This window comes from Flavobacterium cauense R2A-7 (genome assembly GCF_000498475.1).
GTDB classification, from domain to species: Bacteria; Bacteroidota; Bacteroidia; order Flavobacteriales; family Flavobacteriaceae; genus Flavobacterium; species Flavobacterium cauense.
The window spans coordinates 93,289-116,271 of the sequence record NZ_AVBI01000012.1 but is presented as its reverse complement, the minus strand read 5'-3'; the positions used below and the strand labels follow the sequence as shown (position 1 = coordinate 116,271).

Genomic DNA, 22,983 nt, shown 5'->3' with positions numbered 1-22,983 from the left:
GGTTTCATATGAAAAAATTACGGCAATTATCAAATGTAAGAAATTTTATCTTTTCATACTAAAATGTCCTTTAATAATTCGTCCGTTGCTTAATGTTAAGGTGAACCAATAATCGTCTGATGGTAATGCTGTATTGTTAAATGTGCCGTTCCAACCTTCTCCTGATGCAGAAATTTCTTTGAGAAGTTTTCCGTAGCGATCAAAAATGTAAAGTTGAGAATTAGGATAATAGATGTCCAGATTTTTAATTTTCCAGGTATCGTTGTATCCGTCACCATTTGGCGTAAAAAATCTTGGGTAATCAAGGATGTAAGCAGTTTCGGTATCCATGCCGCAACCGTTTTTGTCCCTAACATACACCGTGTATTCACCCGGATAAACTCCTGTAAAAATAGCGCTGGACTGATAGTTGACATTGTTAAGCGAATATTCGTAAGAACCTGAACCGGTAACATAAACGGTAATGGAATTGGCAGCTCCCGAAAAACTCGTTGCTTCAATACTCGTAATTGTTGGTGGACCTGAAGTTGTGACAAAATAAGTTTTCGTTGCCGAACATCCTTCAGAATTTGTTACGGTAACTGAATAATTTCCTGATTGTAAAACAGTTATCGATTGGGTTGTCTCTACCGGATTAGTGTTCCAGGAATAGCTGCTGTAACCAGACCCCACATCAAGAATAATACTGTTGCCGCTACAAATGGGAACATTTTCATCTTGTAAGTTTGAAGAGAAAGAGTTGACTTTTAAAGTAATCTGCAGGATTTCATAACAGGCGGTAGTATTAATCACTCTCGCATAAATGTTTTGCTGAAAGGCAGTTGTATTGGAATACGGATTCGGTAACGGATTGGTAAGGTTTAAAGCATCGGCACTGGAAGCAAAATACTGAATCAAAGCCCCTGATGGCAATGTGTTATTATTGGTGATTTGTTGTGTGATGTTGGTCAGATTAAATTGATTGAATCCGTCCTGAGCGTCTGTATCATAATCGCAAACTTCAACAGTTGGTATAGGGTTTAAAACCACACTGCTGTTTACTTGGAGTGTGATGGTTGCATAAGCCACACAATTAAAACCGTTTTTAACTCTTGCCACAACAGTGTTTCCGGCGGTGTTTTGATACGCTTGCGGAGTGGTAATCATGTTTTGTTGATTCTGCGCTTCTGAAATAGTACGGTAAAATCCCTGAACCGTCATGGCTGAATTTCCTCCTGTTACTACTGAAACGGCATCGTTCAGGTTAAAAGTGGCAATTCCGTCATTATTGATATCACATTGGGATAAAGATGTATTGTTGGCGGTTATCGGAGCATATTCAACCTGGATATAGCCACGAACAGTGCAGGTTCCGATGTCGGCTACCAAAGTATATACTCCCGCAGCATTAATCGTATAAGTAGGTGAGCTAACATTGGTGTATCCCGGAATGGGGATGCCGTCTTTCAGCCAGGTATAATTTAAGGTGCCCGGTACGATATAATCGGGTGTTACGGTCAGCGTTTCTCCGGGGCACAATGGGTTTCCGTCTGCAATCAAACGATCATCTCCCATGGCATAATCATTATTAAAACTGTTTCCACCAATAAAAATGGCCGAATCATAAAGATTATTTCCCTGATCGGCTATGACCATTTTTATATGATAGGAACGTCCGGGAATGATATCCGCTTCGGCGTTCATTACTTTAGTTTGTCCGTTAAAATTGGTGGGATGATTGCTGCCGTTGAAAGCATCAAAATATTGTGCATTGGCCGCCGGACAAATCGTTCCGGAACCACGAACTGTGGTAACTTTAACCGGAATGGTTGTGCCGGGAACTACAGCCAGATTCTGGTTTGAAGGCGAACCGTTTTCTTTCAGCAAAAAAGCGAATCCATCCGAATAATTGCATTGGTTTGAGCCGGGATTCGACAAATATTGTTCTGATGAAAAAATATAATTGAAACTGACATAATTGGTTACCGCAACAAAGTCAAATTCCACAACCGTTGCATTTATGGTGTTGGTTTCGTTTATGGCTCTTTCCAAATCTGTATCACCCGGCCATGAACTTGGTCCTTCACTTAGCAAAGAAGTATTCGGGCCAATGGCTGAACTGGCTCTTCCGGTGGAAATCAACAATCCTTTTTCAAGCGGAAAACCGGATCCGTTACTGTCAAACCAGGCAAAACTTTTTTCACCACCACCAAAATCATAACCGTTTATGGATATGTTGGTGGGCTGAACGCAACTTCCTGTGGTTATTAATTCCTGAACAAGTTGTGTTGGTGTTTTTGAATTGTCGACAGTAATCGTCTGTGCCGATGCCAAATTGGAAAGAATCAGCAGCAACAGTACCGAAAAAAGAATTTTATATTCACGCATAGTATCGCAAAGATACTACAAATCTCTTTTTTTAAGTATTTTATACGATATAAACATAAAAATACCTGTCCAAATTAACACGATTAGTATTTCATAATAATGAACCGAATAATCTTTCTCAAATGCCTTACCTCCAATGGTTTCGCCAACGTTTTTAATTACTGAAAGCCTTGAGAAAGGTTCTTTTATCAGATTGCTCATCGATTCCAGTGGGAAAAACTGACTCACTTTGGCAGCAACATCGGTATCTTTAAAGAAATTCCACTTCATTAATCCGATGGAAATGGCTTCGATAATGTTCCAGACAAATAAAAAGCCCAAGGCAAATGCCGATCGTTTTACCAAAATTCCCAAAAACAAACAGAAAGAGAAAAATCCAACCAGTTTTATGAAGTAGGCCAGCAGGTATTCTAAGTCGGAAAAAACAATTCCGATTTCATTATACGAAGAAAAACTATAGCCTAAAATAAGCGACATTACAAAAACAAAAACGGTTGAGCCAAAGGCAAACAGCATGACCGTTAAAAATTTCGACTGAATGAATTCTTTTTTACTCATCCCGTCAATAAGGTTTTGTTTTAGTGTTCCATAGCTGTATTCGTTGGCCATCATGGAAACAATTACAATGGCTAAGAACAGTTTTAGGATTGCGGCAATATAAGTGTTAAAGTGCCAGATGTAAGGGAAATTAAAAATTCCCTGTTCGGCGATGTGAAGCTGAAAAGCGCCAAATTCAAATTTAATGGAAGCAATTAAGGCAATAAAGGAAAGCAGTACGAAATAAGTAATGATTAAAATCTTGCTCGATCTGTTTTTCCAGAGTTTTTGTAATTCTATATCTAAAAGTCGTTTCATCGTAGGAGGATTAATTGTGGTTGGTTAGTTGTAAGAACTGTTCTTCAAGGCTGTGTTTTCTTTTTATCAGATGGTTTAGAATAATGTCGTTCTGAAATAAATAGCGGTTTAATTCAGAGGCTTCTAATGGTGACTTCAGATACACAAAAAGTTTTCCGTCTTCGTCTTCCATTTTATCCACAGCGGGATGGTTTTGCAGGATCTCTTTTAACCTGATAGTGTCGTTGGCCTGAAGTTCGAAGAAACCTTCGTTGGCAATAATTCCGTCTACAGTGCCGGAATATAATATTTGCCCTTTGCGCAAAACAACCACATGAGTACATACTTTTTCCACTTCATCCAAAAGGTGTGAAGCCAGCAATATTGTTGTTCCTAAGGAAGCAATGTGTTTGATAATATCGCGAATCTGGCGGATTCCCTGTGGGTCCAACCCGTTTGTAGGTTCGTCCAGAATTAATATTTCCGGATCGTTTAGCAGTGCTGAAGCAATAGCCAACCGTTGTTTCATTCCAAGCGAAAAAGTTCTGAATTTACTGTCTTTTCGATCCAAAAGACCTACAACTTCCAGTTTTTCATTCACTTTGTCGTAATGGATTCCTTTGATTTTACAAACCAGTCTAAGGTTTTCCTCAGCGGTCATGTAAGGATAGAAATTGGGGCGTTCAATGATGGCGCCCACTTTTTTCAGGGCATGATGGGTATCCATTTTTCCGTCAAACCATTTGTAATCTCCCGATGTTCGGTTGACGACATTCAGTATGATGCCTAAAGTGGTTGATTTTCCACTTCCGTTCGGACCTAAAATCCCGTAAACATTTCCTTTTTTAATTTCAAAGCATACATTTTTAACGGCGTGAACCCTTCCGTAATGTTTGTTTAGATTTTCAATGGTAAGAATAGTTTCCAAAGCTGTTTTTTTTTTGATTGATAGTAATAGGACGACCAACGACTGGTTTTGTTACCGAATCGGATGAGAATTACTGAAAAGGAACAATTGCCGGTTTTCCGATTTGAAAATCAAGCATGTCGATGTCGTTGTTTTTGAAGGAATTAAGCTTGTAAATATTGTCTCCTGTTCCCGGAATAGTAGGGTAGTAGGCAAACGACAGTAAAAAACTGTTGAATACAAGATAATCATTACTGATTAAGACGCCAATCCCGAATTTAGAATAGAGCGGACTTTGGAATAATTTCCGGTTTTGGTCGGCAAGCATTCCCATTGAGAAATTGAAAAAAGGACTCATACGGAATCCAAGGTAATTGCCCGGAATATAAGATTGTGTCTGGAATGTTGTTATAAATTTTTTGGTACCTTGAACAGAATTCTTAAAACCTTGAATGCCATTGTCGTCACTGAGGTTCAGCAAATCACTTTTGGTTGGAATACGATTGTTACCAATGGTTAATTGCGGTTTGATAAACTGTCGGAATTTCCATTTTCCAAATTCAATCAAATCGGTAAAATACAAGGCTTCGGCCCTAAAAGTGGTTTGTTCGGATATGCCTTCTCGTACGAAGCTTCCCAATTCAAAACTGCTTCCGAAATAACCGAAACTGTGGAATCCTCCAAAAGCAAACCGTCCTCCGAAATAGGCTCTTCGTTTGTTGTTTTTTTCTTCAAATCCCGTAGTAAAGGCATACGTCTTTCCAATTTGAACATATTCTGGAATTCCATAATTGAAAAGGTATTTGTTTTCAACAAATCGTCGGGAGGTGATGCCGATACTGCTCAGATACAATTTCGAGTTGCTGAAGTAATTGATGGAATCGTAGGCAAGATCCGGACTTTCGAGATATTTGATGTTTCGGAAGCGCAATGTGGTTACAAGGTTTGTAATGCGGTCTTCTTCCGTATTTCCTTTGAAAATTCGGAACGAATGTCCGCCCCAGTAATCCTGAGTTTCCGATTTGAAATTTTTCACCGCTAAAATAGCATTCGCATCGCCAATGGAATCCCTGTAGAACCGTTGTTCGAATCCGATACCTCCTGCCCAGCGGGTATAAGGTGAAAAGAATGGTCGATTGCTTCCTATTGCTTTGACATAATTTTTATCGAAATCTTCATCAAAAATAAAAGTGGTACTTATAAATGTGTTTCGGAAATTCGGAATGGTGTAACGCATCCCGTAAGCCGTTGTATTGTCAGTAAACCGTTGTTTGAAATTGTTTTCGAATTCATGTCCCAATCCCAGAAAATTTCTTTCGGTAATTTCCGTGTTTCCGTTGGTAGACGATATGGAACCGTTGGGAATCAAACTCCAGGAGTCTAAAACAAGGATGGAAATATCTACCGAATCTTTACTGTTTTTTATAGGAACCGGCTTTATGCTTACATTGCGGATGTAGCGCTGTCTTTGTATTAAACGTTCTGATTCTTTCACCAAGAGCGAATCCAGTTCGTCATTTTTTTTGAATAATAAATGGTTTCGGATGGTCCATTTTTTTGACTTCGTATGCAAACTATTTCCCGCCTTTTCAATCCATTTTTTAGGAGTTCTGTTAGGGTCGTCCATCGAAAAACCAAAAGGATCCATAACTTCAATAGTGATGTTTCGGATGATTTTGCACTCGTATTTTTTGAAGACATTCTGTTGTTGACGGGTTTGTTTCTTCTTTTTTGTTGGAGTTGTCCGTTCGGTAGGCTTAAAAATCAATTTGTGTACAAATTTGGTAAACTTCCTTTTTTTCGAATATCGTTCAATGTAACTGTAAACCTTTGTAGTATCTCTTGGCATTCTGGTCACTTGCCCAATTATAGGCTGACAAGTGAAAAATACTACTAGAGAAATAAAAAGGTAACGTTGTAACATAATGTGGCGATAAAAAATAGCTCAACGAAATTTAGTCTTTATTGTTGTGTTGAACAAGAAAAAATGGTGCCGAAATAGTGAAAAACCTTAAATAGGTTAATACAAGTGTTATCAGAAAACTAAAGTTTGTCTAACGGACTAATAATCTTTCGAATAGATTTATCCGTAACATGCGTATAAACAAACGTAGTTTTTATATCGTTATGTCCCAATAATTCCTGTATGAACCGTATATCGGTACCGCTTTCTAGTAAATGAGTTGCAAAACTGTGCCGCAAACTGTGAATGCCTACTTTTTTTGTGATTCGAGCTTTTTCCAGGGCTTTTTTAAACACTTCCTGTATGGTTCGCGAACTGTATTGTCCTCCGTGCAGTCCTTCAAACAAATATACTTTCGGTTTGTATTCCAGATAATAGGCGCGGAGTTGTTCCAAAATACTTTCCGGTAAATTTACATAGCGGTCTTTTTTCCCTTTGCCGCGCTCTATGTGTACCCGCATGGTTTTACTGTCCACATTCGAAACTTTAAGGTTCAGTATTTCACTCACCCGCAACCCCATGCCATAACAAAGTTTCAGCATCGTGTTGTGTTTCAGGTTTTCGGTTACGTCAAAGATGCGTTTTACTTCATAAGTATTTAAAGCTTTGGGAAGTTTGCTTTGCTTTTTTGGGCGTGGAATTTCCAGAAAGATCTTTTCCAGCAGCAACACTTTTTCATAATAAAATTTAACGGCATTGATTCTGCTGTGTAATGAATTCTCAGTAAGTCTTAAATCTTCAATACAGAAAATAAGGTAGTTGCGCACTTCGTTTTCCCCACATTTATTTGCAGATAAATTTTTCAGATAATATAAATACTGCGCAAATTCACTCACATAGGAACGAATCGTGTTCGGACTGTAGCCTTTTAATTTAAGTTGATGAACAAGTCGTTGTATTTCAGTCTGATTGACCTCTGAAATTTTGGACAAAACATATTTCCCAATAGCAAAATCTTCCGGTAAATTAAACAGTTTTCGGTAATCGGCAGTGTCCGGAACATACCAAGTAATAAGATTCCAATCCCACTTAGCATCTTTCAGTGCCTTGATTTGGGTAATAAGTTTCTGATTTTTTTCAAATCGGATGAAAATGACGTTCTTGTCATTAAGTTTTCCAAAGGAAAAAGTAAAAGGCTTTAAATCAATCATAATGGCGTATATCTAATAGAATCAAATATAAGAAAAATCCCCATGTAAATGAATGCATGAGGATTTTGTTTAGGATTATTTTTGAAATCAATTTCGGAACTAACTTTTGTTTTCTTTGTTGAAATACACCAAATAGTAGTACATCTGTTTTTCTTCGTCCCAGCCTTTTTCTACAAATTTTTCGGCACTTTCCGGGTTGATGAAATCCAGTTTAATCTGAATGTTCGTATCCAGTTCGATAACGTTTTTCATTTTCTTACGTGCATCCGAAACCGCTGCATTGGCAATAGGGAAGGTGGTTAAATCTTCGATAGAGTATTTCTCACCTTTGTCTACTTTATAGTTTTTGAATTCCGAAATCAAATCCGGATTGTCAATCACTTCGTTTAAGAATAACGATTCTTCAAAGTTGTCGTTTTTCGCAAAATGGTTTACGGCGCGGTTCATGAACATTACTTCTTCTTTCTTGTCTTCTGCCGGAAGTACTACTTCTTTGGCAAAATCCTGACAGAATTTCAAATACTTTTTCGTGATGAAATTCTCATCCTGAAACGCATCTACTGATAAGAAATGCTCTAACCAGTAACGTGCATCATAACGGTTGCTGTCGACAGTTAAAATCTTGTAGCCTTCTTCTTTTTTGTAATTGAAAATCAAACAGCCTTTGTCTAATTTGTTCAGATTGATTCCTTGTTGCAGAATCATTTCCAAATTGGTGTCTTTCTCTTCAAACTGAAGGAAATCCGCTTTTAGCTCACTTTTGAAAACACCAATAGCGTCCACCACATTGTTGTCAATTGATACATTTGTTAAGTAAGTCACATACACTTCTCCGTTTTTAATGTGCGGATGGTTGGACTGCTCAAACAAATGACGGGTAATTTTTTTAGTAACCTCATGTACGTTGCTCGGATTCGCGAAAATCTCGTTCGCAAAATTGTACATTTCATTGTAATCCAAATCCACATCGTGTGCAAACTGATAATAATTTTCTTCTTTGTCACGGAAAGGTTTAAAGAAAAACTCTTTCAAAAGCGGCATAATCTCATCATTAAGATTATACGGTTGCTCTGAAAGGAAAATAGCTTCGTTACGACTTTTGTTTCCAACGCGGTGGATGGACAAATTGTCTATGTGGGTGTTGAATAAGTTAATCATTTTTTGAGTTGCTGAGTAGCTGAGTGACTTAGTTTCTGAGTTAATTTGTTTCTTTTACTTTTCGGATTAAAGAAACCATCATTACTTCTAATTCACGGCTATTTTCGTACAGCTTATTAAAATCGTTTTCGTTTAAATAATTAATATTTTTAGCTATTTCAATTTGAGTCTGATATTCAAAAAGGGAACTCATGGAAATAGTTAGAAATCGGTGATACTCTTTGTTACTTCCTCTTCCGTAGCCTTCTGCAATATTACTGGGTATGGAAACTGCACATCGTCTAATTTGTGAAGTTAATCCAAAAAGTTCTTCTTTTGGAAACAGTTGCGTTATTTCATAGGTTTTAGTAACTAATGTCATTGATTTCTGCCAAATCAGAAGATTTTTAAATGTACTCATTTTTTATATTTATTAAGAATTTTCTTAAAAATACAAAAACTAAGTGACTCAGAAACTAAGTAACTCAGTTACTCAAAAGAAAATTAATTCCAATTCTCTTCGTAACCGAAATCCTCAAACGAATCATCGCCGTCGAACATGTCCATGTCGTCTTCGTCAAACTCGTCTTCGAAATCACCGTAGATGTCATCGTTGGAAACATCCGCGCCTCGGAAACCGCTTGTTGCTGCTTCTGCCGGTAATTCACCGTGAGAGAATAATAAGGTTGGGTAAGTTTCACCGTCTTCTTTTTCTTCGATTGCCGCTAATTCCACGAAAAACGTCCACATGCTGAAGAAATCATATACATACACCATTTTTGTACTGTCGCGGTGCAGTAAATCGTTCAGTTTGAAATCGGCCATTGTTTTCATTTCGCCGGGAACATCACCGGTGTCGAACATCGGAATTTCATCTTCTTCGTTCCATGTCCAATCGTCCTCACAAGTGAAAAAAGAACCGGTTTCGGTACCGTCAAAGCCAAAAGCATTAACGATAGCGTTGTGCAAATCTTCTAACGTGTCGTCTTCTAGAATTGCAATGTCTCTGAAAATATCTTCCTCTGCATCGAGGATTACTCGGAATTTGTAAACCATGACCTTATCATTTTTTTGAAAGGTCAAAGGTAATTATAATTTTAGATTTCAGATTTGAGAAATGCGTTTTGTTGATAAGATTTTAATCAGCTCTCATAGAATTCGATAGGCAAATCATCAGGATCGGAGATGAAGAAAAAACGTTTGTGGGAGTATTCATCCACGCGTATTGTTTCGGCTTCGATGTTGTTTGAAACGATGAAAGCTCTGGTTGCTTCAATGTCGTTCACTTCAAATGCCAGATGCCTTAATCCTGCTGCTTCCGGTCGGGAAACGCGTTTGGGCGGGTTGGGAAACGAAAACAGTTCCACCACATAATCACCATTTAAAGCCAAATCCAGTTTGTACGACTGACGTTCTTCCCGATACACTTCCTGAAGGATTTCCAAACCCAGAATTTGGGTGTAAAAGTGTTTCGATTTTTCGTAATCGGAAGAGATTATGGCGATATGATGTATTTTATTGAGTTGTAACATTATTTGTTGTTTATCCTGCTGACAATTCCTTTTTTAAGCTTAGTGAACTTCTTATTGGTAGGATATTGGCGGTTGACGGTCATATTGTTCACAATTAATGCGATAACCAAAAGCAGTAAAGCACCGCTTAGAACGGGTGAAATTACATACCAATAACCCAGTTTTAAAATTGCAGGCGAACCGGTAACGGCAATAAGGGCAGTGGCTCCACCGGGAGGATGAAGGGTTTTGGTAATTTGCATGAACACAATCGCACCAGCTACGGCAACGGCGGAAGCCAACCAAAGCATCTCCGGGAAAAGTTTGGCAGCGGTAACACCTACAATGGCCGAAATTACATGGCCACCAATAAGGTTTCGCGGTTGGGCAAGCGGACTCTGAATTACACCATACACCAACACACAAGAGGCTCCGAAAGAACCAATCAGAAAGACGAAGTCTTCTTTCGGGAACATATTGTACTGAAAGTAGGCGATGATTCCCATTCCCACAAAAGCGCCTACAAAAGCCCAGAAATGTTCTTTAAAATCAACCAGGGTTTCTTTGTAAAGTACGTATTTCGCTTTGCGGTAATTGCGTTTGATTTTGTGTGTGGGCATGCTAATTAGTTTGCAGGTTTTGGCTGATAGGTGTAAACGGTGTAAGGATATATAAGTTGTGCGGTGGTTTTGGAAACCAGACAAACGATTAATATTGGGAAGAATAAAGTATAGTCGTTTATCAGTCCGCAAATCAGGAACAACGCGGTAAACGGAGCGTGAATGCTCGCGCTTAACATGGCTGCCATTCCGATGATCATGAAGTTGAGCGGAATCACATTCGCATCAAAGAAGGTATTTAAAACTGTCGCCACCAGCAAACCAAGAAAGGCTCCGATAAACATACTCGGTGCAAAAACACCGCCATCGCCACCGGAAGCTAACGTTATCGAGGTGATAATGGGTTTCAGAAACAAAATTCCGATCATGGTCAACACGAAAGAAGTTGTAAGCACCACCGATCCGGAACTTACAAACAGGGTTTTCACCGCATGATAGCCTTCGCCGTATAGTTGCGGAAATAACAGTAAAGAAGCACTTATGATGACAGAACCAATGATGATTTTGGTTGCATGGTTGTCGATTTTGGTAAAACGACCTTTAATGTATACCACACATTTGGTCAGGTAAACTGAATTCGCTCCCGCCAATACCCCCAATAACAGGAAATAAGGAAAGGCGTGCAGGTGCCAGGTAGTAACGCCAACTTCAAACAGCGGTTTTTCATCTAAAATAAGGATGAAAGCATAAGCAACGGCAACAGCCAAACCCGAGGTTATGGCAAAAGTTTTACTGGTTTTTCGGGAAATGACTTCGTATGCAAATAAAATCCCGGCAATGGGACTGTTAAACAACGCAGTGATTCCGGCGGCAATTCCGGCGCAGATGAGTTCGGTTTTATGACGCTTGAAAACGTTTTCTTTTTGTTGTGCCACGGATCCGATAGCGGCTGAAGCAACCACGGTAGAAACTTCAATTCCAGTAGAACCTCCAAAAACTACCGTTAACAAGCCATTGAAAAAGTGGGAAGGGATTTTGTATACCGGAAGTTTCTTTGTAGGCGATTCGGTGCTTTCGAAAATCTCCTTAATGCCTTTGTTTTCTTTCTTTTTGAAGAGATAATACCTCAGGAAATAAATTACCGACAGTCCGAAAACTGGAAAAATGATGAAGAAAATCCAATTTGTAGCTGCTTTGTGAAATAAAATTGCTTCGTAATGTTCGGTAAGGTGTTTTAAGCAAACCGCCATAAAAGCGCAAAGAAAACCAATAATGATGGAAACAATACTTAGTTTTTGCAGCGTTATTCGTTTATGGTTTTTGCGAAGATGTGTGGTTGTATTCATTGAAAAACAGGTAGTCAGACAAAAAGTGAAGTACAAAAATAGCGACTGAAAAACGGAAAATTCTTTTTGAAACGTTAAAGTTTTCATTTGTTGTGGTTCCGTTGTGGTATCAGATGTTTAATTCTTTCCTGACTTTCGCCGGTAATTTGTCTTTAACTAAAGTATACGATTGTGTAACATAGTGCTGCCATTGTGCGGGCGATAAATTGTTGATGTCTTCGGCTAAAACCCATTTGTAACGGGCTACATAAGGTGCAGGTTTGAATCCGTTTCGGGTGGAAAGTTCGTCGAATTCCTCTTCCAAAACTTTAAAGGAAGCCGAAGTTGGAGTCTGATTCAAACCGATCACACAAAACATCTTTCCGCCGATGCAAAAACACAAATCATGTTCCCATTTAATGTCTTCGGTTACTGCGGGAAGGGATTTGCAGAGCTGTTGTAGTGCTTCGATATTCATGAATTACTGGGCAGGTTTGGTGATTTTTTTGTGGGTTTCCGGAACCACCATCAAAGCGGCGCTACAAAACCACGGGGTTAGTTCGGCTTCAAAAATTTTGGCTTTCACGGCTGGGTCGGTTTCTACCAACGCTTGTGCTTCTTCCACGGTAGCAACATTGAAGATGAAAATACCGCGGTAGTTTTTGTCGTTTTTCATGAACGGACCGGCTACGATTAGTTTGCCTTCCTCGGCAAGACGGTTGATGTTGGCCATGTGTCCCTCGAAATACTTGGTTTTTTCTTCTTTGGTGGCGGTAGTGTTGGAACCGGTTTTAAGCAGGCAGAAGACATAAGTTTTCATGCCGTTGTCGTTACCGCCTAAGGTTTTCGCAAGCTTTTCGTCGTAAACGGTTTCGGTTTTTTGCGCTGAAAGGGTGTTGAGGCCTATCACAAATGAAAGGATATAGAACAGTTTTTTCATGATGTTGCTGAATTTAGCGTAGTGTAAATATACACAATCCCAATTTATTTGGTGTTTTCGTTTTTTAGGAGTGCGGCAAGTGCTCTTATTTTTTCTACCGGAAGGTCGTGCAGCAGGTTGATGACCTCTTCGGCGGTGTCGTCGCGTTTTAGGGCATGCAACGGATGGGTTTCGGGTAAGGGGTTTTTCGAATCCGGACGAAATTCGAAGAGGTCGTTGGGCGTGCAATTAAAGTGAATGCACAATTCTTCCAGTCGTTTCACCGAGAAGGTCTGCATCTGACTTTGCGCCATTTTAGAAGCCAGTCCACGAGGATAGCCAAGCGACATAAAATAGGAAAACGGACGGTTGATGCCTTTGAGTTTGGTTAAGCGTTGTAAGTTTAAGAATAACATAGTGTGGATAGAATGTTAGTGGTTTATAATTAGCTTTTAGTTATCAAATGTAAGAAATAAGTTATTTAAAAATTAGAATTTGGTATCAAAAAATAAGATGTAATTATCAAATAATTGAATTATGTTGTCAAAATAAAGGATTATGTTATCAATGAGTAAAATAAGTTTATCAATAAATAAAACTATAGTATCAAATAATAGTATAATGTTATCAAAAAAGAGGATAGTTTTATCAGATCAAAGAAATTTGAAGACAAAGTATCCGGAAATCGATTGCAAACCTTAGTTTCTTAGCTCCACAGTACCTTAGTCCCTTTCAAAATTAAAAAGAAAACTTGTCTTTGATGATGGGATTTCTCCTTCGTCGAAATGACAAAAACGTTTTTAGAATTATACTAACGGAGTAATAATATGAGTCATTAATTATTATCCGGTAGACGATTGCAAACCTTAGTTTCTTAGCGCCATAGTACCTCAGTCCCTTTCAAAAAAACAGTTCATCCTTAAAAAATAACAATTCGGCATTCTTTTTTGTAAAGTGTGGTTTTTCTGATGCAAATTTGTCCTGTTAAAATAAAACAGCATGAAAACCGTATTCACATTTTTAGTTGCCTTGTACAGTATGAGCCTTTTGGCACAAACCACGATTTCGGGAAAAGTAACCGATAATAAAGGAAGACCGATTGAAGGCGCCAACGTTTTTATAGAAGGCGCTTACGATGGTACGACTTCCGATGCTAAAGGCGATTTTACCTTTACGACAACTGAAAAAGGGAATCAGACTTTAGTGGTGACTTATTTGAGTTTTGAAACCCAGCGCACCGCAATTGTGATTGAAACCTATCAGCCACAAACTCTGAAGTTGCGGGAAAGCGTGAATACATTAGATGCAGTGGTGATTTCGGCTGGAACGTTTAAGGCGGGCGACAATTCGAAAGTATCGGCGTTGAAACCACTGGATATTGTGACCACGGCTGGAGCGGCTGGGGATATTATCGGAGCATTGCAGACTTTACCGGGCGCACAGATTGTAGGCGAGAGCGGAAGGTTGTTCGTGCGCGGTGGGGAATCCGACGAAACCCAAACCTATGTGGACGGAATTCGAGTGGCACAGCCTTATGGCGCTACGGCGAACAATTTACCCACTCGGGGACGCTTCTCTCCGTTCTTATTTAGCGGTATGACGTTTTCCACCGGAGGGTATTCGGCAGAATTTGGCGATGCATTGTCGAGCGTTTTGTTGTTAAATACCACGAATGAAGCCGATCAGGAACAAACCAACCTGTCTTTTATGACGGTTGGTTTAGGAGCAAGTAATACACAGAAATGGAAGAAAAGTTCCTTGACGTTTAATACCTCTTACATCAACCTGGAACCGTATCAGAAGGTGATTAAACAGAATGTCGACTGGGTAAAACCGTATCAATCGCTATCGGGCGAATCGGTGTTCAGAAGAAGTTTTGAGAACGGATTGTTTAAGTTTTATGCCGCTTTTGATTATGCGATGTTTAATCTGAATCAGAAAGATGTGAATTCGGTAACACCTTTAAATGTGGATACGAAGAACAATAATTTTTATCTGAATTCGTCCTATAAAGGAAGTTTTGGATCAGGCTGGAGCATTCAGACGGGGATTAGTTTCGGATTTAGTCAGAACAAAATCGGATTGGATGTAAACGATTTGAACAACCGCGAAAATGCGTCGCATATGAAACTGAAGCTGACCAAGAAGTTTTCGGACCGTATTAATCTGACTTTCGGCGGGGATTATTTCATTACCGATTTTGATGAAACGTATAAAGACTATTCGTTTGGGGATTTCACTTACGGCTATCGCAACACTATAGGAGCTGCATTTGTGGAAACGGATATTTTCTTCTCGAAGAAATTGGCGGCTAAAGTGGGCGTGAGAGCTATGAATAGCGATTTGTTAGGTAAAAGTACCGTAGATCCGAGAGTTTCATTGGCGTATAAAACGAGTAAGAACGGACAGGTGTCGGTTGCCTATGGCGATTTTCATCAGAACCCGAAACAGGATTATCTTAAATTCCACTCCGATTTCAATTATGAAAAAACAACGCATTATATTTTAAATTACCTGTATGCAACCAACGGAAAAACCCTGCGTGCCGAAGTTTTCTTTAAAGATTACAAGGATTTGGTGAAATACGACAGCAATATGCCATTGTTTAACAGCCAATACAACAACAATGGTTATGGTTATGCAAAAGGACTGGATGTGTTTTGGAGGGATAATAAATCGGTTAAGAATCTGGATTACTGGGTTTCCTATTCGTTTATCGACAGCAAGCGCGATTATAAGAACTATGAAGCGAAAGTAACGCCGAATTTTGTGGCCAATCACACACTTTCCTTAGTGGGGAAATACTGGATTAACGATTGGAAATCGCAGTTGAGTGTTACCAATAGTTTTGCTACGGGACGACCTTACGACAATCCGAACGAAACCGCTTTTATGAACGGGAAGACCAAAAGCTATAACAGTTTGAGTATGAGTTGGGCGTATTTGCTTTCGCAACAAAAGATTTTGTATTTTTCGGTATCGAATGTATTGGGGAATAATAATGTTTTTGGCTACCAGTATGCGAATTCACCGGATTTGGCAGGGCAATTTCAGCGTCAGGCAATTACACAACCGGCAGACCGTTTCTTTTTTATCGGGTTCTTCTGGACGATTAGTCAGGATAAGAGTAAGAATCAGTTGGAGAATTTGTAATTGGAGTTTCTGAGTAGTTGAGTGACTGAGTAGCTGAGTGGTTAAATGCTAAGAAACTAAGAAACTCACCAACTAAAAAAACAATTCATCCTCAAATTTCGACAGTTCGGTAAGGATAAGTTTTACGGATTGGGAAACCGACTTACATTTGACGTATAAATTAAAAGAGTTTTAATCATCAATAAACAAATTAAACAAAAAGAAATTATGATCAGAATTATCACATCATTAGTATTTTTTATCTGCGGATTGGCATTTGCGCAGTCGCCATCACAGTACGAACAAGGAATGGGGAAAGCCATGGGATTGTGGAAAGAAGGTAAAACGGCAGAAGCAACTGCTATTTTTGAAAGAATTGCATCGGTGGAAAAAACAAACTGGCTGCCTAATTATTATGTAGCGTTTATTAATACGATTGAAGTATTCAAATCGCAGGATAAATCGAAAGCACCTGCTTATTTGGATAAAGCACAACAGGCTTTGGACAATGCTACGGCTATCAGTCCGAATAACGCCGAATTAATGGTGGCACAGGCGATGATTTATACGGCGTGGATTGTTCAGGATCCTATGGCTAACGGTATGAAATATTCCAGTAAAGCCATGGAACAATACTATAAAGCACAAGCCATTGCACCGGAAAACCCAAGAGTGGTGTTTTCTAAAGCTGAATTTGAAATTGGGGGCGCGAAATATTGGGGTACGGATACCAAACCAATGTGTGCGGAAATTGAGCGTTCTTTAGGGTTATTTGCTAAATTTAAACCGGAAACTGCTTTTCACCCAAGTTGGGGATTGGACAGAGCACAGGAAGCTTTAAAAAATTGCGGGAAATAAATCTTTAAGTGACTCAGCAACTTAGTTACTTAGTCACTCAGTTACTCTTACTAAAATGAATATATATCTGAAACATTTTTTACGTTCGGTTGCCATTGGGCTGATGGTTTTTTTTCTGCTGTTATTCATTACCTGGATAACCGGCGGTAACATTGACCTGGATCGGCGATTGCTCATGAACCTGCAGTATACGTTATTGTATTCGGTTTGTTTGTATATGGCGAATTCGATATTGTTCATTTTTTTAGACCGCATTTTTAACGATGACCGGTTTTCGTTTAAACGATTACTCATCGGATTTATAAGTTCTTTTTTTACCTCCGTTTTTATTATTTTCCTGTTGCGGGTTTTTGAAGAAGTGGTCATCAACAAAAGCACTTTAGAAGATTTTCTGGCTCACGAACACGCGGGGAATTATGTGGTGGCAACGATAGTGACATTTATTATTACGCTTGTTGTTCATTTGGGCTATTTCTACCGTTCGTATCAGGAGAACAGGGTGAAGCAACAGAAAATTATTGCGGGAACGGCTTCGGCGAAGTTTGAGAGTTTAAAGAATCAGATTGATCCGCATTTTTTGTTCAACAGTTTGAATGTATTGAGTTCGCTGATTGAGGAAAATCCGGAAAATGCACAGAAGTTCACGGCATCACTTTCAAAAATTTACCGCTATGTTCTCGAACAGCGCGACAAGGAACTGGTGAGTATTGAAGAAGAACTTGCTTTTGCCAAAACCTATATGAATTTGCTGAAAATGCGTTTCGAGAACAGTATTTTCTACGAATTGCCGGAAAAAGTGAACAATCCGGAAGCTAAAGTGGTTCCATTATCGTTGCAGTTGTTATTGGAAAACACTGTAAAACACAATGTGGTTAGCGAAAAGAAGCCGTTACATATCCGGATTTTTGAACGCGATAACTGCCTGATAGTGCAAAACGATTATCAGAAAAAAGAAGTGCTGAAAGACCGTCAGGGTGTCGGATTGCAAAACATCATCAGTCGGTACGCCATTTTAACCGACCGTAAAGTCAGCATCACACAAAATGAAAAAGAATTTACGGTAGCACTACCGTTATTAACCAAACAAGTAGGAATTATGGAAGCAACTTTTAATCATAACGACGATTCGGCTTATTATAATGCCAAGAAAAGAGTGGAAGCCATTCGTGGTTTTTACGGAAGCTTGATTTCGTATTGTGTTGTGATTCCGTTTTTAATCTTTATCAATCTGCAGTTTTCGTCTAAATTCCAATGGTTTTGGTTTCCGACATTGGGTTGGGGAATGGGATTAATTATGCACGGATTTGGAATTTTTGGCTACGGTTCGCGCTGGGAAGAACGCAAAATGAGAGAGATTCTGAATAAAGACAACGAAAAGCAAAACTGGAAATAGGGATGAGAAGCAATACAACAAATTATCAGCAGATGGAACTGGAAGCAATAGCGGCCAGACGGGTTCATCAAATCAAACGTTTTTTTAAGCATTTGTTTATGTATGCCATCGGAATGACGGTTTTTATTTTGAAGAAATACTGTAATGTACCGCTTAATTTTCCACCGCTTGAATTTATAAACTGGTTTTTTATGTTGTGCTGGACAGTGGTTTTAGTTGTTCAGGGACTTAAATTATTTATGAAAGAAATTGTGTTGGGTAAAAATTGGGAAGACCGACAAATGAATAAGATTTTAAATTCGGAATCAAACCATCAAAATTGGCAATAATCATGGAACGAAATTATACAGAAGAGGAACGCTATAACTTAGCTAAAAAGAGAGTGCAGGAAGTGAAAGGATTTTACGGAAACCTGACGGCTTACATTGTGGTGAATGTGTTTTTGATGATCGTTAATTTATTAACGTCGCCGGAACATTTATGGTTTTACTGGCCGATGCTGGGATGGGGAATCGGAGTGCTTTTTCACGGATTACGCGTTTTTAATCGCATGCCTTTTTTAGGGAAAGACTGGGAAGAGCGAAAAATGAAAGAGTTTATGGAAGAGGAGGAACGTCGTAAAAATCAATTTAAATAATCGTTGTTATGGATCATTTCGAGAACAACTTTGAAGAACGCTATCAGTATGCCCAACGAAGGGTGAAACGACTGAAAGGATTTTATTCCCATCTGGTTGCTTACATTCTGGTGAATATTATGATTGTTTTTTTAAATATCAGCAATTTAGATCCCGGAGAAAGCTATTTTCAGTTTGAAAACTTTTTTACGGCCTTTTTCTGGGGAATCGGTTTGCTGGCGCATGGCGTGAGTGTGTTCGGACACCATTTAATCTTTGGGAAAGAATGGGAAGAGAAGAAAATAAAAGAGTTGATGAACAAAGACAAACAGGAGAAATGGGAGTGATTTCAGTGGTCAGATTGCAGATTGCAGAAGGCAGAAATCAGATTGCGAAAATCAGAAACATACCTAAGAAGAAAAACAAATCTCAGTACTTTAGCGCCTCAGAACCTAAGTAACTCCAAAATAAATGAAGAAATACTTTCCGATTATCATTGCATTATCGTTTGTAAAATTACTAATTCATCTTGTTGCGAACCGCAATTATGGTTTTCATCGGGATGAATTACTGCATTTGTCCGTAAGCGAGCATTTGGATTGGGGGTATATGGAATTCCCACCATTTATAGCGGTTGTAGGGAAGTTGGTACATTTTTTATTTGGGTATTCGCTTTCGGGTGTGCGATTGTTTCCAACATTAGCGGGTATTGCAATTCTGGTACTGTGTTGTATGATTGCCAAAGAACTCGGTGGAAAGAAAAACGCAATTTTATTGGCGGGAATTTCAGTTTTGGCTTTTATTCCTTTCTTTCGGAACCATACACTTTTTCAACCCGTGGCTTTCGATCAGTTTTTCTGGACATTAGGGTTTTATTTCCTTGTTCGCTATCTGAATACGGAAAACATAAAATTTCTTATTTATCTCGGAATTACAGCGGGAATCGGACTCCTGAACAAATACACTTTTGTAGTTTGGGGATTGGGAATCGCCATAGGGTTGTTGTTTTTTGAGAAAGGAAAAGTATTCCGAAGCAAATGGATTTACCTCTCCGGAAGTATTGCATTCATAATCGTTTTACCGAATATCATCTGGCAATACCAGCATCATTTTCCGCTTTTGATGCATATGCAGCAATTAAAAGAAAGTCAGCTAGATGAAATCGGGGCCTACGATTTTGCGCTGGAACAACTGAAAATGCCGTTTACATTAATTATCAGCCTTATCGGATTGTCGGCCTGTTTCTTAGATAAGGAATTAAAAAAATACAAAAGTATTGGCGTAGCCGTTTTGGTTATCTTTTTTACAATGTGGTTCTTACAGTCAAAAGCCTATTATTTCTTTGCTATTTATCCGATGCTGTTCGCTTTTGGGGCAGTGAAAGTTGAAAAGTTACTGGAACGAAAACCTGTTTGGAATTATGTAGTGGCAGCCGTTTTATTTGTGCCGACGATTTTCTTTATTCCGATGGCAACTCCGATTTTACCAATTGATGAATTTGTAGCGTACAACAAACTGCAACCTGAAAAAGACGGAAGAATTATCCTGACGGGAGATTACGCTGATATGTTCGGATGGGACGAACAGGTGAAATTAGTGGATAGTCTGTATCGAACATTGCCAAAAGCTGAAAAGAACAAATGCATTATTCTGGCAGAGAATTACGGCGAAGCGGGAGCTGTAAAAATATTAGGAGAAAAATACGGTTTACCGGATCCGGTTTGTCGTCACGGCAGTTTCTGGACATGGGGCCCGGGCGAGCATGAAGGAGAAGTTTTTATAAGTGTCGGAAATGAAAAAGATGTGGTTTATGAGTTTTTTGAAGAACACACACTTGTTAAAATGGTAACGCATAAATATGCCATTGACGAAGAGAATAATATTCCGATTTACGTTTGCCGAAAACCAAGAGTAAAACTAAAGCAACTCTGGCCCGGATTGGAAAAATATGTTTTTGAATAAAAAAATAAAGTTGGAACTTAGTACCGCAGAACCTAAGCTTCTTAGCACCTTTCAAAGAAAATGAACATCATTATTATAGAAGACGAAAAACCCGCTGCACGTTTATTGCAACGGAAAGTCGAAAAATTAGGACTGAACATCAATACCATGTTGCATTCGGTAGAAGAATCATTGGATTGGTTTCAGAACAATCCGCATCCTGATTTGATTTTTCTCGATATACAATTGTCGGACGGATTGTCGTTTGAAATTTTTGAAAAAATAGACATCAAAAGCGCCGTTATTTTTACCACAGCGTACGACGAATATGCGCTGCGTGCTTTCAAACTTAACAGTATTGATTATCTTCTGAAACCAATTGATGAAGACGATTTGGAAGTTGCTGTCAACAAATTCAAAGAACGAAACCAACCGCAAAACCTGTCGTTGGATTTCGAAATGATTAAGAAAATGCTGGTCAATCCAATTGATAAGAATTACAAAAAACGCTTCACCGTAAAAATCGGACAACAGTTAAAACTGATTAATGTCGATGAGGTGGAATGTTTTTACAGTGAAAATAAAGGTACCTATCTGCATACGCTCGACAATCGCGATTATTTATTAGACGGTACTTTAGAACTGCTTGAAACCGAATTGGATCCGAAAGATTTTTATCGCGTCAGCCGGAAATTCATTGTGGCCACAAAGGCAATTAAGGAAATCCAACTGTACAGTAATTCCCGATTGAAAGTCATTTTACCGACCTATAATGACGATGAAGTTATCGTAGCAAGGGAACGTGTTAACGATTTTAAAGAATGGTTGGGGTAAAAAAATAGTGCTCAAAAGACGGTAAAAATCCGATTGTCTTTTGAGCACTAATTTATATAAAGTTTTATTTACTAAGGCGATGTAAGGTAAACACCATCGTTGATAACAACACAAAAGCCACCAACTGATGCGCCAGTCCCAACCAAAGCGGAACATGGAATAACAGCGTGAAAACGCCCAATGCAAACTGAACGAAAACAATCGCAACCAAGGTTGTTAATCCTTTTTTCTGAGTGGTGTTCAGTACATATTTTTTACTGCGGAAATACAAATACAACATCAAACCAACCACTACATAGGCCATCGTTCGGTGTACGAACTGCACGCCGCTTTTTCCTTCCGTAAGACGTAATAACCACGAATCTTTTTCCAAGGCAATGCTTTCGTGGAAAAACTGACCGTCACTCATTAACGGCCAATGGTTGTGAACCAAACCGGCGTTCAAACCGGCCACAAATCCGCCGTAAATAATTTGTATGATAAGTACAACCAAAGCAATTCGGGCAATGGTGCGTAAAGGTTTTATAACTTCAATTTTGTTCGGGTAAATTAAATCCAGTGCCACCCAAAGTGTGTAGGCGAAAGTGATGAAGGCAAACGTTAAGTGCAACGACAAACGGAAATGACTCACGTCCGGATTGTCAATCAAACCACTTTTTACCATGAACCAACCCAGGAATCCCTGAAAGGCACCCATTCCCAAAAGTACAATGCATTTTTTGATGGTTTCCGATGATAAACGTTTTTTGATTAAGAAATACACGAACGGAATTATGAAAACCATTCCGATGATACGTCCGATGAAACGGTGGAACCATTCCCAGAAATAAATGAATTTATAATCGCTTAAACCGAAATCGTTATGAATATTGATTTGCTGATACTCCGGAAACTTCTTGTATTCTTCAAAAGCATGCTCCCATTTTTCTTCCGTTAGCGGCGGAAATGTATCGGTAATTAAATGCCAATCGGTCATCGATAAACCGGAGTTGGTTAATCGGGTAATCCCGCCAACCATCACCATGATGAATAATAATGCACAACCGGATAACAACCAGATAATTACGGATTTGTCTTCTTTTTTCATTTTTTTTAGAGTTTCAGAGTTGCTGAGTTACAAAGTTGCTGAGTTACAAAGTTTCAAAGTAGCTTAGTTTCTAAGTTACAAAGTTACTTTTATCTTATTCATGAATGAACTAAGCATTCTTTCTAATGCTCGACTGTTTTCGAATATTGTATTGAATTCTGTTTCCGAAATGTATTTTAAATTATAAGCAATTTCAATTTGCGTTTGAAATTCAAATAATGAACCTATCGATATGGTTAAAAAGCGATAATAATCTTTATTGGTTCCTCTTCCAAATCCTTCAGCAACATTACTTGGAATAGACACGGAACATCTTCTGATTTGAGAAGTTAAACCAAATTGTTCCTCTTTTGGGAAATTTGTTGTAACAGAATAAGTATGAGTTACTAAAGCCATTGCCTTTTGCCAAATCAACAAATCTCTGAATGTTTTCATTTTTTTAAATTAT

Annotated in this window: 24 protein-coding genes; 8 read left to right on the top strand and 16 right to left on the bottom strand. The window is 38.8% G+C overall.

Annotation, left to right across the window (positions count from 1 at the left end):
* Window positions 1-45 precede the first annotated feature (45 nt).
* The 14 genes from FCR2A7T_RS04325 to FCR2A7T_RS04260 form a co-directional block, all read right to left on the bottom strand.
* Window positions 46-2,367 carry a T9SS type B sorting domain-containing protein gene (locus tag FCR2A7T_RS04325; RefSeq protein WP_023570066.1) on the bottom strand — a complete coding sequence of 774 codons (2,322 nt, stop codon included), beginning with the start codon at window positions 2,365-2,367 and terminating at the stop codon, window positions 46-48.
* A gap of 15 nt (window positions 2,368-2,382) precedes the next feature.
* Window positions 2,383-3,222, bottom strand: coding sequence for an ABC transporter permease (locus tag FCR2A7T_RS04320; protein ID WP_023570065.1), 840 nt, complete (start codon window positions 3,220-3,222; stop codon window positions 2,383-2,385).
* Between the two features lie 10 nt (window positions 3,223-3,232).
* The gene (locus FCR2A7T_RS04315) at window positions 3,233-4,129 is read right to left on the bottom strand and encodes an ABC transporter ATP-binding protein (protein ID WP_023570064.1); all 897 of its coding nucleotides are present in this window, start codon (window positions 4,127-4,129) and stop codon (window positions 3,233-3,235) included.
* Between the two features lie 70 nt (window positions 4,130-4,199).
* Complete coding sequence (locus FCR2A7T_RS04310) at window positions 4,200-5,876, bottom strand: hypothetical protein (RefSeq protein ID WP_023570063.1); 1,677 nt, start codon at window positions 5,874-5,876, stop codon at window positions 4,200-4,202.
* A gap of 275 nt (window positions 5,877-6,151) precedes the next feature.
* Window positions 6,152-7,222: a tyrosine-type recombinase/integrase gene (locus tag FCR2A7T_RS04305; RefSeq protein WP_023570062.1), complete on the bottom strand. Its 1,071-nt coding sequence runs from the start codon at window positions 7,220-7,222 to the stop codon at window positions 6,152-6,154.
* A gap of 99 nt (window positions 7,223-7,321) precedes the next feature.
* Window positions 7,322-8,380, bottom strand: coding sequence for a nucleoid-associated protein (locus FCR2A7T_RS04300; protein ID WP_023570061.1), 1,059 nt, complete (start codon window positions 8,378-8,380; stop codon window positions 7,322-7,324).
* A 40-nt stretch (window positions 8,381-8,420) separates the two neighbouring features.
* On the bottom strand, window positions 8,421-8,780 hold the full coding sequence (locus FCR2A7T_RS04295; RefSeq protein ID WP_035117311.1) for a four helix bundle protein: 360 nt from the start codon (window positions 8,778-8,780) through the stop codon (window positions 8,421-8,423).
* An 83-nt stretch (window positions 8,781-8,863) separates the two neighbouring features.
* Window positions 8,864-9,415 (bottom strand): IS1096 element passenger TnpR family protein, encoded by a 552-nt coding sequence (locus FCR2A7T_RS04290; RefSeq protein WP_023570059.1) that lies wholly within the window; start codon window positions 9,413-9,415, stop codon window positions 8,864-8,866.
* 86 nt (window positions 9,416-9,501) lie between these two features.
* The gene (gloA2, locus tag FCR2A7T_RS04285; protein WP_035117309.1) at window positions 9,502-9,891 is read right to left on the bottom strand and encodes an SMU1112c/YaeR family gloxylase I-like metalloprotein; all 390 of its coding nucleotides are present in this window, start codon (window positions 9,889-9,891) and stop codon (window positions 9,502-9,504) included.
* The gene (locus FCR2A7T_RS04280) at window positions 9,891-10,490 is read right to left on the bottom strand and encodes an HPP family protein (RefSeq protein WP_023570057.1); all 600 of its coding nucleotides are present in this window, start codon (window positions 10,488-10,490) and stop codon (window positions 9,891-9,893) included. Before FCR2A7T_RS04280 ends, gloA2 begins: the two co-directional genes overlap by 1 nt.
* A 5-nt stretch (window positions 10,491-10,495) precedes the next feature.
* On the bottom strand, window positions 10,496-11,776 hold the full coding sequence (locus FCR2A7T_RS04275; RefSeq protein WP_023570056.1) for a chloride channel protein: 1,281 nt from the start codon (window positions 11,774-11,776) through the stop codon (window positions 10,496-10,498).
* A 109-nt stretch (window positions 11,777-11,885) separates the two neighbouring features.
* A complete protein-coding gene (locus FCR2A7T_RS04270) occupies window positions 11,886-12,233 on the bottom strand; it encodes an MmcQ/YjbR family DNA-binding protein (RefSeq protein ID WP_023570055.1) in 348 nt (115 codons plus the stop codon).
* Between the two features lie 3 nt (window positions 12,234-12,236).
* The gene (locus tag FCR2A7T_RS04265) at window positions 12,237-12,695 is read right to left on the bottom strand and encodes a YciI family protein (protein ID WP_023570054.1); all 459 of its coding nucleotides are present in this window, start codon (window positions 12,693-12,695) and stop codon (window positions 12,237-12,239) included.
* A gap of 44 nt (window positions 12,696-12,739) precedes the next feature.
* Window positions 12,740-13,090, bottom strand: coding sequence for a helix-turn-helix domain-containing protein (locus FCR2A7T_RS04260; protein ID WP_023570053.1), 351 nt, complete (start codon window positions 13,088-13,090; stop codon window positions 12,740-12,742).
* Window positions 13,091-13,673: 583 nt separating this feature from the next.
* On the opposite strand from FCR2A7T_RS04260, the gene FCR2A7T_RS04255 reads away from it, so the two are divergent.
* From FCR2A7T_RS04255 to FCR2A7T_RS04220, 8 genes are all read left to right on the top strand, one after another.
* Entirely contained in the window at window positions 13,674-15,827 is a 2,154-nt protein-coding gene (locus FCR2A7T_RS04255; RefSeq protein ID WP_023570052.1) for a TonB-dependent receptor, read from the top strand.
* A gap of 207 nt (window positions 15,828-16,034) precedes the next feature.
* On the top strand, window positions 16,035-16,664 hold the full coding sequence (locus FCR2A7T_RS04250) for a hypothetical protein (RefSeq protein WP_023570050.1): 630 nt from the start codon (window positions 16,035-16,037) through the stop codon (window positions 16,662-16,664).
* Between the two features lie 55 nt (window positions 16,665-16,719).
* Complete coding sequence (locus FCR2A7T_RS04245; RefSeq protein WP_023570049.1) at window positions 16,720-18,057, top strand: histidine kinase; 1,338 nt, start codon at window positions 16,720-16,722, stop codon at window positions 18,055-18,057.
* Window positions 18,058-18,059: 2 nt separating this feature from the next.
* Window positions 18,060-18,386, top strand: a complete 327-nt coding sequence (locus FCR2A7T_RS04240; RefSeq protein WP_023570048.1) for a 2TM domain-containing protein — start codon at window positions 18,060-18,062, stop codon at window positions 18,384-18,386.
* A 2-nt stretch (window positions 18,387-18,388) separates the two neighbouring features.
* Window positions 18,389-18,694 (top strand): 2TM domain-containing protein, encoded by a 306-nt coding sequence (locus tag FCR2A7T_RS04235; RefSeq protein ID WP_023570047.1) that lies wholly within the window; start codon window positions 18,389-18,391, stop codon window positions 18,692-18,694.
* An 8-nt stretch (window positions 18,695-18,702) separates the two neighbouring features.
* Window positions 18,703-19,020 carry a 2TM domain-containing protein gene (locus FCR2A7T_RS04230; RefSeq protein ID WP_023570046.1) on the top strand — a complete coding sequence of 106 codons (318 nt, stop codon included), beginning with the start codon at window positions 18,703-18,705 and terminating at the stop codon, window positions 19,018-19,020.
* Between the two features lie 124 nt (window positions 19,021-19,144).
* Window positions 19,145-20,635 carry an ArnT family glycosyltransferase gene (locus FCR2A7T_RS04225; RefSeq protein WP_023570045.1) on the top strand — a complete coding sequence of 497 codons (1,491 nt, stop codon included), beginning with the start codon at window positions 19,145-19,147 and terminating at the stop codon, window positions 20,633-20,635.
* A gap of 60 nt (window positions 20,636-20,695) precedes the next feature.
* On the top strand, window positions 20,696-21,448 hold the full coding sequence (locus FCR2A7T_RS04220; RefSeq protein WP_023570044.1) for a LytR/AlgR family response regulator transcription factor: 753 nt from the start codon (window positions 20,696-20,698) through the stop codon (window positions 21,446-21,448).
* A gap of 64 nt (window positions 21,449-21,512) precedes the next feature.
* Here FCR2A7T_RS04220 and FCR2A7T_RS04215 read toward each other — a convergent pair whose 3' ends face one another.
* Both FCR2A7T_RS04215 and FCR2A7T_RS04210 read right to left on the bottom strand, forming a co-directional pair.
* Window positions 21,513-22,535, bottom strand: a complete 1,023-nt coding sequence (locus FCR2A7T_RS04215; RefSeq protein WP_023570043.1) for a COX15/CtaA family protein — start codon at window positions 22,533-22,535, stop codon at window positions 21,513-21,515.
* A 75-nt stretch (window positions 22,536-22,610) separates the two neighbouring features.
* The gene (locus tag FCR2A7T_RS04210; RefSeq protein ID WP_035117306.1) at window positions 22,611-22,970 is read right to left on the bottom strand and encodes a four helix bundle protein; all 360 of its coding nucleotides are present in this window, start codon (window positions 22,968-22,970) and stop codon (window positions 22,611-22,613) included.
* Window positions 22,971-22,983: the final 13 nt, after the last annotated feature.